Below are 15,301 nucleotides of genomic sequence, written 5' to 3'. Positions count from 1 at the left end.
CCGACTTCGCACTCACCCTCAAGCGCCGTGCTACCTCCGGCGGCTTGATCTTCTGCTCGAAGAGCTCAGCCGCCTGCATTCGCACCGTCTCCCGGTGCTGCCGTCCCGCCGGAGTCAGCCCGCCTCCATCCGCATATCTCACACACCCCGGGATACAGGCACGGCTCCAAGCCCATCAGGGACTCGCGAAGAATCACCCTGACGAGCCGCAGTCCGTAGCTCACCGCGAAAGGTCCCACTTGCTGTCGGGCGGCACGCTCGTGCGCCCTCAGGGATCCCGCCATTCGACGACATCCAGAGGCGCCCAGGTGGGCGAACCCTCGATGCGGACAACGTTCACGAGGCCAACCCGTCCTGAAGAGCAGGCCTCGCTGATCAGGTCGTCGCGGGAGGTGACGTGCTTGGAAAAGCCGCTGTGGGTCGCACCCGCGTCTTTCATCAGGTCCGCGGCTCCGGGCCCGAACAATCTGGATGATGTTCATCATATACGTGTCGCGCCGCGCGGCCTGCTGGGGTGGCCCAGCGCGCTCAGCAACTCTTCAAGCGCCGACACCGGTTCGTGAGGTACGCGGACGATACGATGATCTTCGTGCGTTCTGAACGAGCGGCGACACGAACCCCGGCCTCAATCACGGACTTCGTCAAGAAGACTCTGAAGCCGAAGGCCGACAAGGAGAAGTCCAGGGCGTGTCCCGACGTCTCTCCTGGGGTTCGGCTACTACCTCACCGAAGGGGAGGCGAGGATCCGGGTGGACCGGAAAGCCGCCAAGCGGCTCAAGGCCACCGTCCGGCGCTACACCTCCCGCACGTGGGGTGTGCCGATGAAGCACAGGCTCGACGACAAGCTCAGCCGGTTCGTCGCCGGCTGGGTGGCCTACTTCGGCCTCGCGAGCTCCCACTGGGTGTTCGAGGAGATCGACCAGTGGACCCGCCGCAGGCTCCGCCAAGCACGATGGTGCAGTGGAAAACGTTCACATGTAAACGCCACATGCTTCGGAAACTCAGCTACGCGACCGAGCCCGACGAGCACGGGACGATCCAAACTGGCAACGGGTAAGCGCTGCTCGCGGCAGTCCCGGCTCAAGGCCCCATCGATCGCCATGAACAGCGCCTACTGGGAGAGCAAGGATACGGTCGTTCAAGTCTTCCTGGTCCCGCTCTCGCCTACGCACGCCCTGAGATCAGCTGGACGAACCGCCGGATGCGGGCCCGCATGTCCGGTGGTGTGGGCGGAGGGCCGGGAGAACCGGTCCTCCTACCCGATAGCTGGTCAGAGGCGATCTGCGTCGAGGACGGCTTGAGCGAAGGCACGGGGCGCTTCCTGTGGCACGTTGTGACCGACGTCGAAAGTCCGGTGTGCGTAGTTCCCCGTGAACTTGCTGCGATAGGCTGCGCCGTCCCCCGGAGGCGTGAAGGGGTCGTACTTGCCGTCGATGGTGATGGTGGGAACCTCGATGGTGGGTCCTGCGGCAAGCTTCTTCTCGATGCTGGCGTACTGCGGATCGCCTGCGGCCAGACCCAGCCGCCAGCGATAATTGTGGATGACGATGCTGACGTAATCCGGATTGTTAAATGCTGCCGCGGTTCGATCGAACGTGGCGCCGTCGAAGTTCCACGTTGGTGAGACGTTTTTCCAGATGAGCTGTGCGAAATCGTGCCGGTTCTCCTGGAGGCCAAGGACGCCTCTTTCTGTGGCAAAGTAGTACTGGTACCACCACGCCCATTCGGCCTTCGGAGGCAACGGAAGTTTCTGGGCATCACGGTTGGTGATGAGATAGCCGGTTACGGAGACCAGGGCCTTGCAACGGTGCGGCCAGAGCGCCGCGATGATGTCGGCCGTCCGCGATCCCCAGTCGAACCCGGCGAGCACCGCCTTCTCGATCCCGAGAGCGTCCATCAGGGCGATGATGTCGAGGGCGACCACCGCCTGCTCGGCGTTCCTGAACGTCGCATCGGAAAGGAACCGAGTGGTGCCGTGCCCCCGCAGATAGGGGACGATGACGCGATACCCCTCGGCTGCCAACAAGGGCGCAACGTCAACGTAACTGTGGATGTCGTAAGGCCAGCCATGCAAAAGGATCACTGCCGGACCGTGTGCGGGGCCCACTTCGGCATAGCCAACGTTCAGCACGCCTGCGTTGATTTGCTTCAGCGAGTCGAACGACGTGTTGGCCATCCGAGACTGTGATGCAGACTCTGAGATCCCTGCAGTCGCGTTCTTCCCCGCCGCGCCGTCACCCGCGGCTACTGCGGTTCCTGCCCCCAGGGCAGGCAATGAGACTGTTGCCGCCCCCGTGGTCAGGAGCTTGGAAAACGTCCGCCTGTCGATAATGATCACCCTTTTAGATCGTGGGTGCACCTGGGGTGCACGTACAGCGTGTAGGAGAATTTCTGGATCTGGGCGTCGTGCGCCCGAAGGTCCATCCCGTACGTGTTGCCGGGTCAAGTTGTACGGTGCGCGGCATGAATTGCAGGAGTCCGGTCGGTGAGGCTGCCGATGGACTGAAGCCGGTCGTGTCCCTCCAACTCATGGGCCAACTCGGCGCCTTCAGCCGCTTACAGGCTAGCCTCATAGCCACCCGACGCGGCTGACTGTGAAACGAGCACCAGCAAGTCCGAACCCGTGATGTGTCGGCACCGGGACACCTGCGACGGCATCGGCTCGATGTGCAGGCACCGCTCGGGACCGAAGAGCTGGTTCATGTCATTCGGAATCGGCGGGCTTCAGTCGCAGGGAGAGGCTGTTGATGCAGTATCGCTTGTCTGTCGGCGTGGCGAATCCCTCACCCTCGAACAACTCTCCGAGGTATGAGCCGCAGCGAGCGCACCGAACCACGGGAGCTTCTGGGCCGAACCGCGATTGACGCTGCTCCACTTCGACAGAGTCGAGGTCCTTGGGGTCGTAGAACGAAGGCCAGCCACAACGAGAGTCGAATTTCTCCTCGGAAGTGAAGAGCTCAGCACCGCAGGCCCGGCACGAGTAGACCCCCTTCTCCTTCGTATCGGTGTACTCCCCCGTGAACGGCGCTTCATCCGTAGCGCCACGCAGCACCCTGTACTCAGCAGGGGTGAGTTCTGCTTGCCACTCGGCGTCTGACTTTTCGATATCGTACGCCATGATTTTTCCTTCAAATGTGAGATAGGTAATCAGTTCGCCCGTCGACTGCCGTTGAGCCCTCGTCGCCACGACGAGTCCAGGAGCAGCCCAAGGGCGGGAAATGGTAGGGCGTACCGCAGATGGTCACCGGCACGGCGATGCATGGTGCCGCTGAGCCTGCCCAGCGCGGTGTTGGTCTGCGGAGGCGAGGGTTCGTGATCAGGTGGTGGGCCGGTCGTCGGTGCTGCTCGGTGTGTGTGCGGAAAGGGATTGCACCGATGCCGTGATGTCCCGGATGTTTTCCGCGATGTCATGGCGCAGGTGCTGTAGGTCGCTTTGGCCGTAGTCGCCTCCGGGAGCGGTCAGTTGCTTGCGGACGAAGGCCTTGGGGTTGAGGTCCTGGAAGTCGAATTCCTCGAAGCCGGGGCCCAGTTCCTTGCGGATGTCCTGCTTGGCGCTCTCGGAGAATTCCCGGAACTTGCGGAGGACCCGCATGGCTTCGCTGATCATCTTGGGGAGTTTGTCCGGGCCGAAGATGAACACGGCGACGACGGCGAGAGTGACCACCTCGAGGGGACTCACATCGAATATCACCCTATGCCTCCTGAGACGTTCGGACAGGTGTTTGTGGCGTGTTCCGGCAGTTCTCCGCAGGCACTGCGTGCGCGGCGGTCATGCGGTGTCGTCGGGGTGGGTGGCCGTGGGCTGGACGGCCTCGGGGTCAGTGCCATGGACCGGTTGCGGGAGGTGCGGGCCGGCGGCGCCCACCAGGCAGGGAGCCGGGTCCAGCACGGAGGCCTCGTCCGGGGCGAGCCCGTTGTCGGGGTCCGCAGCCCTGCGGTGGGCCTTCGCACGGTCGTGGACGGTCGCCACAGCCAGGGCGAGCAGGAACAGCAGGCTGATGGGCACGGCCAGGGCGGTCATGGTGATCGGATCGCCGGTCGGGGTGGCGACCGCGGCGAAGACGAAGACGCTGAAGACGATGACCTGCCATCGTCGCCTCAGGGCTGCGGCACTGAAGATGCCCAGGAAGTTCAACAAAACTAGCAGCAGCGGCAGTTCGAAGGACAGGCCGAAGACAACCACCATGCGCAGGAGGAAGTCCAGGAATTCGTCGCCGGGCAGCGACAGGGAGAAGGCGTGCGGGTTGAAGCCCGCCAGGACTTCCAGGGCCTTGGGGAAGACCACGTAGGCGAGGTATCCGCCGAGGCAGAACAGGGGGGCGGCCGCCGCGGTGAAGCCGAGCCCGTACCTCTTCTCCTGCTTGTACAGTCCTGGTGCGACGAAGGCCCACAGCTGGTAGCTCCACACGGGGGCGGCCATGACGAATCCGGACGTCACCGCCACCTTGAAACTCAGCGACAGCGGGGACAGGATCCCTGTGTTGACCAGCAGGCCGTTCGGACAGTCCGGGGTCGGGCGACCCACCCCGTGCACGTGGGGCAGAACGCAGGCCGGTCCGGTGATCCGCTCGAGCAGCCAGTCATGGGCCAGCCATCCGACGACGGTGGTAACTGCCAGAGTCAGCACCGAGACGGCCAGACGGTTGCGCAGCTCCCGTAGGTGCCCTGTCAACGGCATGACGTGCGTGGGCGCATGCTGCGGTTGCTCAAAAGCGGTGGCTTGTGTGTGGGGGGTGTTGTTCACCGGATGCCCTCGGTTTCTGGTGGCCGGCGGGTGCGGCGGCGGTGCGCGGTCAGACTCGGTTCGTCGTTTCCGCTTCGACGTCCATCCGGTTTCCTCCGGTCTCGGCCGGTACGGCCTGGATGCTTGCGCGTGGCGCGGTGGTCGACTGCGCGGTGTCCGCCTGGGCGGTGTCCGTCTTCATGGCGCTGACTTCGGACTTGAAGATGCGCAGTGACTTGCCCAGTCCGCGCGCGGTCTCGGGCAGTCGCTTCGCTCCGAAGAGCAGCAGCACGACGGCTGCGATGATCAGGATTTCCAGGGCACGGTTTTCAAACATGTGGTTCTCGTTCCCGTATGGGCTCGGATGCCGAATCGGTATCGAAGCTGCTTGTCGGTGGGGGTGAAGCCGGTTTCGGCTTCGCCGCAGGTCGTGGGTCGGCTGGCAGCCGGGGCGGAGGCAAGGATCCCGGTTAAGGTGCGGCCGGGCGGCTGGGGTGAGAGCCGCCCGGCCGCACCTGTGGGGCGCGGACTGTGCACGTCGTCGGCTGTGGCCGGTTTCTTGGGCTGTCCGCGGTGCGGGGCTGGCGGTTAGCGCAGCGGCCGCAGGCCTTCGCGGAGTTCGTTGACGAAGAGCTTGGGCTGCTCCCAGGCGGCGAAGTGGCCGCCGGTGGGAAGGGTGTTGTAGTGGATCAGGTGAGGGTAGGCCTTCTCGGTCCAGCTCTTGGGGGCCTCGTAGATCTCGTGCGGGAACACGCTCACGGCCACCGGCAGGGTGACGCCCTTGCTGCCGAAGAACTGGAACTTGTTCTCCCAGTACAGACGCGCCGCAGAGACCGCAGTGTCCGTCAGCCAGTACAGCGTGACGTTGTCCAGGAAGTCGTCCCGGCTCAGGCCGCCGGGGTGGCCGGCGAAGGCCTGCGAGATCAGTTCCAGGCTGGCCGTGTCGTGGTCGAGCAGGTAGGTCGCCAGACCCACCGGCGAATCCGTCAGTCCGACCAGGGTCTGCGGGCGCCGGCCCATCTGGTTGGCGTAGCCGACGCGCTTGTAGAAGAAGTCCAGCTGCTCCACCGCCCGCTTTTCCTCAACGGAGAAGCCGGTGGTGTCTACCGGGTTGCCGGCGAAGAGCGCGGCGTCGACCGCGGGCGGAACCACACCGGCCATGTTGGTGTGGATACCGGCCAGCCCCTGGGGCTTCTGCAGGGCCATCAGGTCCACGATGACCGCACCCCAGTCGCCGCCCTGGGCGGCGTACTTGGTGTAGCCCAGACGCTTCATGAGCTCCGCCCAGGCACGGGCGATATGGTCCGGACCCCAGCCAGTCGTGGTCGGCTTGCCCGAGAAACCGTAACCGGGCATCGAGGGGATCACCACATGGAAGGCATCCGACGCCTTACCGCCGTGCGCGGTGGGGTTGACCAGCGGATCGATGATCTTCAGCTGTTCGATGATTGAACCCGGCCAGCCGTGCGTGACGATCAGCGGCAGCGCACCCTCATGCTTGGAACGGACGTGGAGGAAGTGAATGTCCACCCCGTCGATCTCGGTGAGGAACTGCGGGTAGGAGTTCAGCTTCGCCTCGACCTTGCGCCAGTCGTACGTCGACGCCCAATAGCCCGCGATCTGCTTCACCGTCTCCAGCTTCGTACCCTGCGACAGGTCAGAGACAGTCTCCTTCCCCGGCAGCCGCGCAGACACGATGCGCCGGCGCAGGTCGGCCAGGTCCCGCTCTGGGAAGTGGACGCGGAAGGGACGGATCCTCGAATCCGCCGCTGTGCCGTGGCCGGAGCGCAGGTCGGCTGCCGCGGCCGGCTGGGCGGGAATGAGGCCGAAGGACCCTGCCACCGCCGCGGTGGAGGCGGCAGCGGAGGTGGAGAGGAACTTGCGGCGGGAGTACGGCGGAATGAGCTCAGACATGGTGGATCTCCTGAGGTGGTAGGGGCACGCCTCGCTGGATGTGCGGAGGCAGGGGCGGCCGGTTGGTGCGTGGGATCTCCAGGCGTCTGCCGGATGGGGCAGCGTCCGTGAAGGCCGGGGCTGGCGGTTAGCGCAGCGGCCGCAGGCCTTCGCGGAGTTCGTTGACGAAGAGCTTGGGCTGCTCCCAGGCGGCGAAGTGGCCGCCGGTGGGAAGGGTGTTGTAGTGGATCAGGTGAGGGTAGGCCTTCTCGGTCCAGCTCTTGGGGGCCTCGTAGATCTCGTGCGGGAACACGCTCACGGCCACCGGCAGGGTGACGCCCTTGCTGCCGAAGAACTGGAACTTGTTCTCCCAGTACAGACGCGCCGCAGAGACCGCAGTGTCCGTCAGCCAGTACAGCGTGACGTTGTCCAGGAAGTCGTCCCGGCTCAGGCCGCCGGGGTGGCCGGCGAAGGCCTGCGAGATCAGTTCCAGGCTGGCCGTGTCGTGGTCGAGCAGGTAGGTCGCCAGACCCACCGGCGAATCCGTCAGTCCGACCAGGGTCTGCGGGCGCCGGCCCATCTGGTTGGCGTAGCCGACGCGCTTGTAGAAGAAGTCCAGCTGCTCCACCGCCCGCTTTTCCTCAACGGAGAAGCCGGTGGTGTCTACCGGGTTGCCGGCGAAGAGCGCGGCGTCGACCGCGGGCGGAACCACACCGGCCATGTTGGTGTGGATACCGGCCAGCCCCTGGGGCTTCTGCAGGGCCATCAGGTCCACGATGACCGCACCCCAGTCGCCGCCCTGGGCGGCGTACTTGGTGTAGCCCAGACGCTTCATGAGCTCCGCCCAGGCACGGGCGATATGGTCCGGACCCCAGCCAGTCGTGGTCGGCTTGCCCGAGAAACCGTAACCGGGCATCGAGGGGATCACCACATGGAAGGCATCCGACGCCTTACCGCCGTGCGCGGTGGGGTTGACCAGCGGATCGATGATCTTCAGCTGTTCGATGATTGAACCCGGCCAGCCGTGCGTGACGATCAGCGGCAGCGCACCCTCATGCTTGGAACGGACGTGGAGGAAGTGAATGTCCACCCCGTCGATCTCGGTGAGGAACTGCGGGTAGGAGTTCAGCTTCGCCTCGACCTTGCGCCAGTCGTACGTCGACGCCCAATAGCCCGCGATCTGCTTCACCGTCTCCAGCTTCGTACCCTGCGACAGGTCAGAGACAGTCTCCTTCCCCGGCAGCCGCGCAGACACGATGCGTGCACGCAGTTCCTTGAGCTCTGCCTCGGGGATATTGACCTTGAACGGGCGGATCGCCGCGGATGTGACAGACATTTCAGTCTCCTTGTCGTGCAATTGATGAGGGATCGGGAAGGCGTGTGCAGCACTTCCGCTGATGCAAATGGATATGCGAATTCGCCTGCCCAAAGGGAAACGAGGTGTGACGGTAGAGGCATCACCGAACTTCGGGTAGGCCTTTCCCGCCCAGCCCTCCAGGGCTCGGCAGAGCTCGCCGGGAGGGCGCTCTGCGGCTAGTCGGCAACGTCTTGCTCTCGGGCCAGCACGCGGTCTTGATATGCGCGCGCAGGTCCTCAAATGCCGCCTTGTGAACTCGTCAGGAATAGATCACTGGCGTTCCGGTAGTGGGATGCATGCCGGATTCCTTACTTCTGGAGTAGTTAATGATGCCGGGCTCCCAATGATTCCTCCCGAGATGATCTGGCTGCATTTTCGCTGCGGTCAGCGCGGATTCACCGCGCCGCCCTTCACGTCCTGGCATGGACAGCAGGGCCCGGCCTCCCTCTTGGGAATCTGTCATGTGGCTGCAGTCGCTGAGGTAGAGGTTTCGAATGCATTAGGTAACCGCATGAGTCAGTGGGGCCAACATCCACCTGCTCCATACCGGAAAGCAGACCCTGCTGCGAGCCGAGGTAGGCAGTCATCCCGCCGCCCAAGATGATCGACCACTCGATCCGGCGGCAGGAGCGTGCGGCGCGGTAGCACCTCGCAGAGTCCTTCGCCCGATCAACGTAAGCGACAGGCAGCACGATGAGGTCAGGCTTCGAACCACGGCGATGTCCTCTCTTCTGGCTCAACAGGTAGTGGGGTCGACGGGCGCAACGCCCTCCCTCACCAACCACAGAAAACCTATCGCCATCGCATCTCGTGCGCAAGTTAATGTGGGGCCCTTAAAAGTGGTGAAGGTCACTGGGGCTGGTGCACACCGCCGACGCCTCCAGTCGCCACCGAGCCGCCCACCTCACCCGCGAGGTCACCAGCCGCCCGCGTGACCGGCCTGCATGCGCACTCGGCACGACGGGTTCCCCTCTTCTGCACGGCGCGGGCCCGCGACCTGGTCTTCGCCCTATTGGTGGGAGGAGGACGCCCCAGACAGAATTGCGGTGAGTGGACTGCGCTCTCCCGACCGAGCACTGCACGGTCGGCATCTCGCCTATGGAAGGTGGACGGGCATGCGGCACTACGATCTCGTCGTCCTCGGGGCAGGCAGCGGCAACATGCTGCTCAACGAGGAATTCGATCACCTTCAGACCGCCATCGTCGAACCGGACCGTTTCGGCGGCACATGCCTCAACCGCGGGTGCATCCCGAGCAAGATGTTCGTCATCGCGGCGGACGCAGCCGAGGACGCGCGGGCGGCAGAGCGACTTGGCGTACACACGAGCGTCGCGCCCGTCGACTGGAAAGCCGTCCGTGACCGGGTCTTCAGCCGCATCGATCCGCTGCACGAGAGTGCGGTTGACTACCGCAGAAAGAACGGTGTCGACGTGTACACCGAGGAGGCACGCTTCGTCGCACCGAAGGTGCTCCAGGTAGGAGACGAGCGGATAACCGCCGACACATTCGTCATCGCGGTCGGGTCACGGCCGGTGGTACCGGACATCCCCGGCCTCGACTCCGTGGCGTACCACACCTCGGACACCATCATGCGGATCGATGACATGCCCCCCTCCATGGTCGTCATCGGAGGCGGCTTCATCGCGGCCGAGTTCGGCCATGTGTTCAGCGCCTTCGGCACAAGCATCACAATCGTGCAGCGCGGGCCGCGCCTGCTGATGACGGAAGACGAGCAGGTGTCGGCACGCTTCACCGACCTCGCGTCACAACGGCATCGTGTGCTTCTCGATGCAGAGGTCACCTCCGTCGAACCGCACGGGGACGGTGTGGCTGCCACCGTGGTGTGCCCGGACGGGGCGCACGTCATCAAGGCTGACCTGCTCCTGGTCTGCGTCGGCCGCAGGCCCAACACCGACCGGCTGGGGGCTGCCGCCGGCGGGCTCGAACTCGACGAGCACGGACACGTCGCCTCCGACAGTGCCTATCGCACGTCCGTGCCAGGCGTCTGGGCGCTCGGTGACGCGGTGAACCACTTCCAGCTCAAACACATGGCGAATGCCGAATCACGGCTTGTGCGGCACAACATCCTCCATCCGCAAGACGTGCGGACACTTACGAACAGGGTGGCACCGCATGCGGTGTTCACCAGCCCGCAGATCGCCGGTGTCGGCCTCACCGAGCAGGAAGCACGTCGAGACAAAGCCGACTACCGCGCGAGTGTCCGTGACTATGCGGACACCGGATACGGGTGGGCCTTGGAGGACACCACCGGCTTCGCCAAAGTCCTGGCCGACCCAGCCGAGCGCACGATTCTCGGCGCTCACATCATCGGCCCCCAGGCAGCGACGCTCATACAGCCGCTGATCCAGGCAATGGCCATGGGGTTGACTGTAGATCAGGTGGGCCGCGGCGTGATGTACATCCACCCGGCCCTGACCGAGGTCGTCGAACAAGCCCTGCTGGCCCTGTAGTGGACAGATCTACCGCTCTGGAAGTGGCTCATACGCATCCAGGCCAGGTCGCCGGTATTCGTCAGAGGGCGGGCACGGCATGGGTGTCGGTGTGTTCAAGGTCGATCAAAAGCCGCTCAAGGTCGATCATCAGCGACCCGTAGACGTGCCAGGCATGCGGGCGGGCGAGGGTGCCGCGCCCGACCAGGTCGGTCATGGTGCCATGCCAGGACTGGGCACGTTCCAGCGCCCCGCGCAGCCGCTCACGGGCATCGTCCTGGTCGGCTGGCTCCGGCCCGTGCGATGCGACGAACGTTTCCACCGCAGCGCCGGCCAGCTCCAGCAGCTCGGCGTAGCGCTTCAGGAAGATCGGGCCAGGGCGGCGGGCGCCCCCGTCGTCCGCACTGTCGGCGAGTGTCCTGGCGATACCGCGGATCTGGAACGAGACCCCGTGCAGAGCGTGCCACAGCTCGCCGTGGGCGACCGAACCGCAGCGGCCGAAGGCGCAGCGCGTGTTCCAGCGCAAGGACTCCTTGCCCTCCTCGACGTCCTGCTGTGCCTCACCGACCAGCCTCTCAAGGTCGCGGGCCTGCTCCAGCCAGAGGTCGGCCCGGTCCAAGTCCCGGCGCTCGCACAGGCCGCCGCCCATCTGGCGGAGCAGCGCGCCCATCGACCGGGCGAGGTCGCGGATGGCGGTGTCGGACTGGGCGAGGTGGAGTGGCGGCAGGACCAGAGCGTTCACTGCCATGCCGGTTGCTCCGCCCAGTACGGTGCCGATCGCCGCCAGGATGGCATGGTCGACCGGGGCCGCGGTGGCTGCGGTGGCCGCAGCGAGGGTGAGTACCGCGCTGGAGGCGATCTGCAGACGGTCGTCGGAGATCCGGCGCCCCGTGGTGACCAGGGTGATCGCCAGGACAGCGGCCACCGTTCCGATGGCCGAGCCGAACAGCCAGACCATCGAGAGCGCCAGGGCGGTCCCGGCGATGCGGGTGAAGGCGCTGTGCAGGGCCCGGCTCACCGAGCGGTAGACGGTGGAGGTGTTCACCATGAGCAGGGCGCCGGCCACGGCCAGATACTGGTCCTGCGCGGGCAGCCAGCGGACGGTGGCACCCCACGCAAGCAGCGCGGCGATCAGGCTCTTGAGGAGATGCACGGCGGCGTGGTTGTCGCCCGAGCGGGACGTGCGGGCCCACGGTGCCGTTCTGAATGGCGGGGGAAGCGCAAAAGAAAATCGCACAAAAGGTAGATTGCCATAGGCGTGCTTGATCGAGGAGTGGCCCCCATCACAGTCATCCGCCCCGGGGGTGGTGCGTTCCGCCCGCCCGGCAGCCGATTTGCGGCCATAGGGTGCTGGGCACTCATGACATCTGGCAGCTGTCTCCTATGTCACAGGTGCCACGCACAAACTTTGCTTGTGTACTCGGTGTATTCAGTGCAGGCCGGAGACAACAGCTCTCCGGTACGGCCGGCCACAGGCTCCGTGCTCGCGACGGACTCGGCGACGAAGCCGTCGGCGAGCGGTTGGCTTCCGGCCTTTCGGTGCCGCCGCCGCGGGCCCGATCACGCGAATCGGCCCGTGCGCTGCCGCCCTCGGGTCATCGCCCTGTCCGCCGCGACGGCAGCGGCTACGGAGACACCTACATCCGCTGACGCCGACTGCACCAAGGTGCACAACTTCACCGACACAGAAAGAAAGACATCCCCATGGACCTGAAGCTTGAACTCCCCGTACTGCCCGTCTCCGACGTCGACCGGGCCAAGGCCTTCTACGAGGCTCTGGGGTTCCGTCTGGACGTGGACTACACGGCCAACGAGGAATTCCGGGTGGTGCACTTCACGCCGCCAGGCTCCGAGTGCTCGATCACCTTCGGCGACGGCATGACCACCGCCACCCCGGCTCGACACAGGGCCTGTACCTCATCGTCTCGGACATCGAGCAGACTCACGCCGAGCTTGACGCCCGCGGCATTGAGGTCAGCGGGATCTTCTACGACGCTGGGGCCTGCTCCACCACGGCCACGAGGCCGGAGACATCGTGCACAACGGTCCAGGACAGGAGTGGCTGACCGGCCTGCACCCCGACCTCCCATCCCCCGGACGCACGGTCCGCCGTCTGCATGTGCGGCGTGCCGGCATCCACGAGGCGTTCCTCGGTTTCGCCGAGCCATCCGACCGCCCACCTCGCAGCTGCGGGTCGATGACGGGTGTACGCCGGCCGTCCGCGTGGCCGTGGCGCGCAAGCTCGTCCGCTGCCTCAACGCCCGGTGTCGCCACTACGAGCTGTTGGACAGCCAGGCCCCGGCGGCCGAGCAGCCGTGAAGACCGTCACCGGCCTCGCCACGCACTGCCACGTCCAACGCCTTTGTTAGGACCTCTTAACGCCCTCTGGGTCTTCCCGGCGCCGGGCTGGCCGCCGACGACGACCACGACCGGTCGGTCCTGGCGGACGGCTGCCCGTGTCGCGCCAGGAAGGATCACTTGATGGAGCACTTCGAAGCTCTCCTGCTCGGTCAGCAGGCGCAGGCTGGTGTTCTCTTCCGTCACTGAAGTTCCTGAGGCGCTTCAGGGTCGGCGGCTGTGCTCGTCTGATCTGTCCTCCGGGGGCGGCCGCGCGGCTTCTTGTCAGGCCAGTGCGCGGTGAGTTCTTCCAGGAACCTTTCGGGGTCGGCCACCAGGGCCTTGAAGCAGGCAACGATGAAGGCCTGCACCTCGAGGTTGCGCTCGTTCAGCTCCCTCGCCGCTGCCTGCCTCAGATCAGCCGGCGGCCTGACGGTGAGGGCCGGAGCTCGATGCTGACTGCTCATGGAGAGATGATCTCATAAGTGGCTTGCCACTTCCAACGGATTGAGGCAGCAGCCGCCGGCCAGCGGCCGCTGCCCCTCTCTTCTTGCCGGAACACTGTCGGCGGGAGCCGGATCCGCTGGTACCGTCGCTCGTATGGACCAGAACGGATCCCAGGTGCCGCCCTTCGAGCCGGAGGAGTACGCGCGCGTCGAGGCAGCCGCCAACATCGTCGGCAAGTCCCCCGAGGACTTCGTCCGCGAGGCGGCGCTCAAGGCCGCCGATGACCCGTTCCTCAAGGCCCTCGGCCGGACCCGCGACCGCGTCCCGCAGCTCGCCGAGGTCTTCGCCACCCAAGACACCCACGCCGTCGGCGCCAGCACAGGAGCGTGGCCCGACCCCGCGCCCATGGGCAGCCGCGACCTGCACGAGTTCTCGCAGCACGGTCACGCAGCGTGACCCGGTTCCTCACCCCGCAAGAGCTCCTGCAGATCGCGCAGACCCTCCCAGGCGACCCGGCCTGTCTCGACCTGGGCGTGCTGGACGCCGTCAGTGCCCGGGTCCAGGCCCACTACATGGGCCGCGACGTGTACGCGAGCGATTGGCTCAAGGCCGCGGCCATGCTGGAGACCATCGCGCTGCACGAGCCGCTGGAGGCGAAGAACGAGTTCTTCGCCTGGCTGGTCGCCGAGACGTTCCTCAACACCAACGGCGTCACGCTGGACTACGAGCCGGAGGAAGCCCTCGCGCTCGTCATGCGCGCCAAGCACAGGGGTGCCCGCGTCCAGGAGGTCGCCGCGCAGCTGCGCGCCTGGTCCACTGGCTGAGGCCCCGGCCGGAGGTCTCTGCGGTACGGGCCGTCCGCAACACTGGACGGAGGTGAGCCTAAGCTCCGTCCGGTGGAGACGTTCTGGATCAGCACGCTCGCAATCCTGTGGGGGCGGGGCGGGCCTGCTCATACCGCGCGCCGCGTACCGGCTCTCCGTGCCGCCCGATGAGCCGTGGCGGGCAGCGTGTCCTGCCGGACATCCCCTTGCCGGGATCGCGGGCGGTTGGCTCGGGCGGGCCCGGTGCGCCGATGGCGACTTACGGTCCCAGCGCTCCCATCGTCGCCGTCATCACGGGCGTGGTCTGCGCCCTGCTGGCGGCCGCCAACGCGGCCCGCGCCGAGCTGGTGGTCTGGCTGCTGCTCGCCCCAGCCGCCGTGCTGCTCGCCACCGTCGACTTCGCAGAGCACCGGCTGCCCGAGGTGCTCACCCTGCCGCTCGCCGCGGCCGCGCTCGTCCTGCTCGGTGTTGCCGCGCTGCTGCCCGGTGCCGCCGGTAGCTGGACGTCCGCGCTGCTCGGCTCGCTCATCCTGGGCGCCGGCTACTTCGTGCTTTTCTTGATCAGCAGGGGCTTCGGGTTCGGCGATGTGAAACTCGCTCTTGTCCTGGGCGCTGTCCTGGGCTGGTACGGCTGGGCGATCGTCCTGGTCGGGACCTTCGTCGGCTACCTGCTCGGCGCGCTGTATGGCATTGGACTGATGCTCGCGGGCCGGGCCGGACGGACGACAAGGATCCCCTTCGGCCCATTCCTGCTCGCCGGGATGCTGGCTGGCGTGCTCCTGGGCTCCTACACCCCTTGAATCCCGGTTCGAGAAGCCGGGGGAACACGCGAGAACGAGAGACATCCGAACGAAAAGGGTGCTGGGGAGGCGCATTGATCATTGGCCGGAGCGGTGACGTGGATCGCGAAATCCGTTGTATCCGAGTCGAGTTGCCGGGTCATCCGATCCGGTCGACCGCGGGCAGCGGCAAGATCAGGCAGAGCCAGGTAGGACGATGATCGGGTGCTGACCGTGAACGTCTGCAGCCGCGATCGGATCGACGACGAGCCGGATTGTCGGCGACGGCCGAAAAGTGGACCAGTAGCGACGCTTGGGTTCTAAGAAGTCGTCTCATTTGGTGAGTCGGTGGTAGCAGATGAGGGTGCAGGCGATGCTGGTGAAGGCCAGGAAGTGCTCGGCTTTGCGTTCGTAGCGGCGGTGCAGTCGACGGCAGCCGGCGAGCCAGGCCATGGTGCGTTCGATCGTCCAGCGGTGCCGGCCAAGTCGCT

General features: G+C 65.9%; 15 protein-coding genes and 2 pseudogenes. 6 read left to right on the top strand and 11 right to left on the bottom strand.

The window, feature by feature from the left end:
• The first annotated feature begins 749 nt into the window (after positions 1 to 749).
• On the top strand, positions 750 to 1,301 hold the full coding sequence (locus ACFYOH_RS43325; RefSeq protein WP_388637484.1) for a group II intron maturase-specific domain-containing protein: 552 nt from the start codon (positions 750 to 752) through the stop codon (positions 1,299 to 1,301).
• Here ACFYOH_RS43325 and ACFYOH_RS43320 read toward each other — a convergent pair.
• The 7 genes from ACFYOH_RS43320 to ACFYOH_RS43290 all read right to left on the bottom strand — a co-directional run bounded on the left by ACFYOH_RS43320 (position 1,271) and on the right by ACFYOH_RS43290 (position 7,952).
• Positions 1,271 to 2,332 carry an alpha/beta fold hydrolase gene (locus ACFYOH_RS43320; RefSeq protein ID WP_388637495.1) on the bottom strand — a complete coding sequence of 354 codons (1,062 nt, stop codon included), beginning with the start codon at positions 2,330 to 2,332 and terminating at the stop codon, positions 1,271 to 1,273. The genes ACFYOH_RS43325 and ACFYOH_RS43320 overlap by 31 nt on opposite strands.
• A gap of 372 nt (positions 2,333 to 2,704) precedes the next feature.
• Positions 2,705 to 3,118 (bottom strand): peptide-methionine (R)-S-oxide reductase MsrB, encoded by a 414-nt coding sequence (gene msrB, locus ACFYOH_RS43315; RefSeq protein WP_388637481.1) that lies wholly within the window; start codon positions 3,116 to 3,118, stop codon positions 2,705 to 2,707.
• Positions 3,119 to 3,316: 198 nt separating this feature from the next.
• Positions 3,317 to 3,688: a sec-independent translocase gene (locus ACFYOH_RS43310; protein ID WP_388637493.1), complete on the bottom strand. Its 372-nt coding sequence runs from the start codon at positions 3,686 to 3,688 to the stop codon at positions 3,317 to 3,319.
• Between the two features lie 81 nt (positions 3,689 to 3,769).
• On the bottom strand, positions 3,770 to 4,678 hold the full coding sequence (tatC, locus tag ACFYOH_RS43305) for a twin-arginine translocase subunit TatC (protein ID WP_388637478.1): 909 nt from the start codon (positions 4,676 to 4,678) through the stop codon (positions 3,770 to 3,772).
• 115 nt (positions 4,679 to 4,793) lie between these two features.
• Positions 4,794 to 5,060 carry a Sec-independent protein translocase subunit TatA gene (gene tatA, locus ACFYOH_RS43300; protein ID WP_388637475.1) on the bottom strand — a complete coding sequence of 89 codons (267 nt, stop codon included), beginning with the start codon at positions 5,058 to 5,060 and terminating at the stop codon, positions 4,794 to 4,796.
• A gap of 251 nt (positions 5,061 to 5,311) precedes the next feature.
• Positions 5,312 to 6,637 (bottom strand): epoxide hydrolase family protein, encoded by a 1,326-nt coding sequence (locus ACFYOH_RS43295; protein WP_388637472.1) that lies wholly within the window; start codon positions 6,635 to 6,637, stop codon positions 5,312 to 5,314.
• 127 nt (positions 6,638 to 6,764) lie between these two features.
• On the bottom strand, positions 6,765 to 7,952 hold the full coding sequence (locus ACFYOH_RS43290; protein WP_388637470.1) for an epoxide hydrolase family protein: 1,188 nt from the start codon (positions 7,950 to 7,952) through the stop codon (positions 6,765 to 6,767).
• Positions 7,953 to 9,088: 1,136 nt separating this feature from the next.
• Between ACFYOH_RS43290 and ACFYOH_RS43285 the strand changes: the two genes are divergently transcribed.
• Complete coding sequence (locus ACFYOH_RS43285; protein ID WP_388637467.1) at positions 9,089 to 10,444, top strand: mycothione reductase; 1,356 nt, start codon at positions 9,089 to 9,091, stop codon at positions 10,442 to 10,444.
• Positions 10,445 to 10,505: 61 nt separating this feature from the next.
• Here ACFYOH_RS43285 and ACFYOH_RS43280 read toward each other — a convergent pair whose 3' ends face one another.
• Positions 10,506 to 11,576, bottom strand: coding sequence for a hypothetical protein (locus ACFYOH_RS43280; RefSeq protein ID WP_388637465.1), 1,071 nt, complete (start codon positions 11,574 to 11,576; stop codon positions 10,506 to 10,508).
• 551 nt (positions 11,577 to 12,127) lie between these two features.
• Between ACFYOH_RS43280 and ACFYOH_RS43275 the strand changes: the two are divergent.
• Positions 12,128 to 12,521, top strand: a pseudogene (locus tag ACFYOH_RS43275) (VOC family protein); the annotation flags it as partial.
• 227 nt (positions 12,522 to 12,748) lie between these two features.
• Here the strand turns inward: ACFYOH_RS43275 and ACFYOH_RS43270 are convergent.
• Both ACFYOH_RS43270 and ACFYOH_RS43265 read right to left on the bottom strand, forming a co-directional pair.
• A complete protein-coding gene (locus ACFYOH_RS43270) occupies positions 12,749 to 12,901 on the bottom strand; it encodes a zeta toxin family protein (protein ID WP_388637490.1) in 153 nt (50 codons plus the stop codon).
• A gap of 62 nt (positions 12,902 to 12,963) precedes the next feature.
• Positions 12,964 to 13,227, bottom strand: coding sequence for a hypothetical protein (locus ACFYOH_RS43265; protein WP_388637462.1), 264 nt, complete (start codon positions 13,225 to 13,227; stop codon positions 12,964 to 12,966).
• 133 nt (positions 13,228 to 13,360) lie between these two features.
• Here ACFYOH_RS43265 and ACFYOH_RS43260 point away from each other — a divergent pair, with 133 nt between their 5' ends.
• From ACFYOH_RS43260 to ACFYOH_RS43250, 3 genes and pseudogenes are all read left to right on the top strand, one after another.
• Positions 13,361 to 13,663, top strand: coding sequence for a hypothetical protein (locus ACFYOH_RS43260; protein ID WP_388637460.1), 303 nt, complete (start codon positions 13,361 to 13,363; stop codon positions 13,661 to 13,663).
• Positions 13,660 to 14,031: a type II toxin-antitoxin system death-on-curing family toxin gene (locus ACFYOH_RS43255; RefSeq protein ID WP_388637457.1), complete on the top strand. Its 372-nt coding sequence runs from the start codon at positions 13,660 to 13,662 to the stop codon at positions 14,029 to 14,031. The genes ACFYOH_RS43260 and ACFYOH_RS43255 overlap by 4 nt, the downstream gene beginning before the upstream one ends.
• 52 nt (positions 14,032 to 14,083) lie before the next feature.
• Positions 14,084 to 14,831: pseudogene (locus tag ACFYOH_RS43250) on the top strand (prepilin peptidase).
• A 312-nt stretch (positions 14,832 to 15,143) separates the two neighbouring features.
• Here the strand turns inward: ACFYOH_RS43250 and ACFYOH_RS43245 are convergent.
• Positions 15,144 to 15,301: transposase (locus ACFYOH_RS43245; RefSeq protein WP_388637487.1), on the bottom strand; the 158-nt coding region annotated here is incomplete at its 5' end.

The sequence above is a fragment of the Streptomyces sp. NPDC007856 genome (genome assembly GCF_042868225.1).
Classification (GTDB): domain Bacteria; phylum Actinomycetota; class Actinomycetes; order Streptomycetales; family Streptomycetaceae; genus Streptomyces.
The sequence above is the reverse complement of the archived record's forward strand: the minus strand, read 5'-3'. Positions and strand labels throughout refer to the sequence as shown.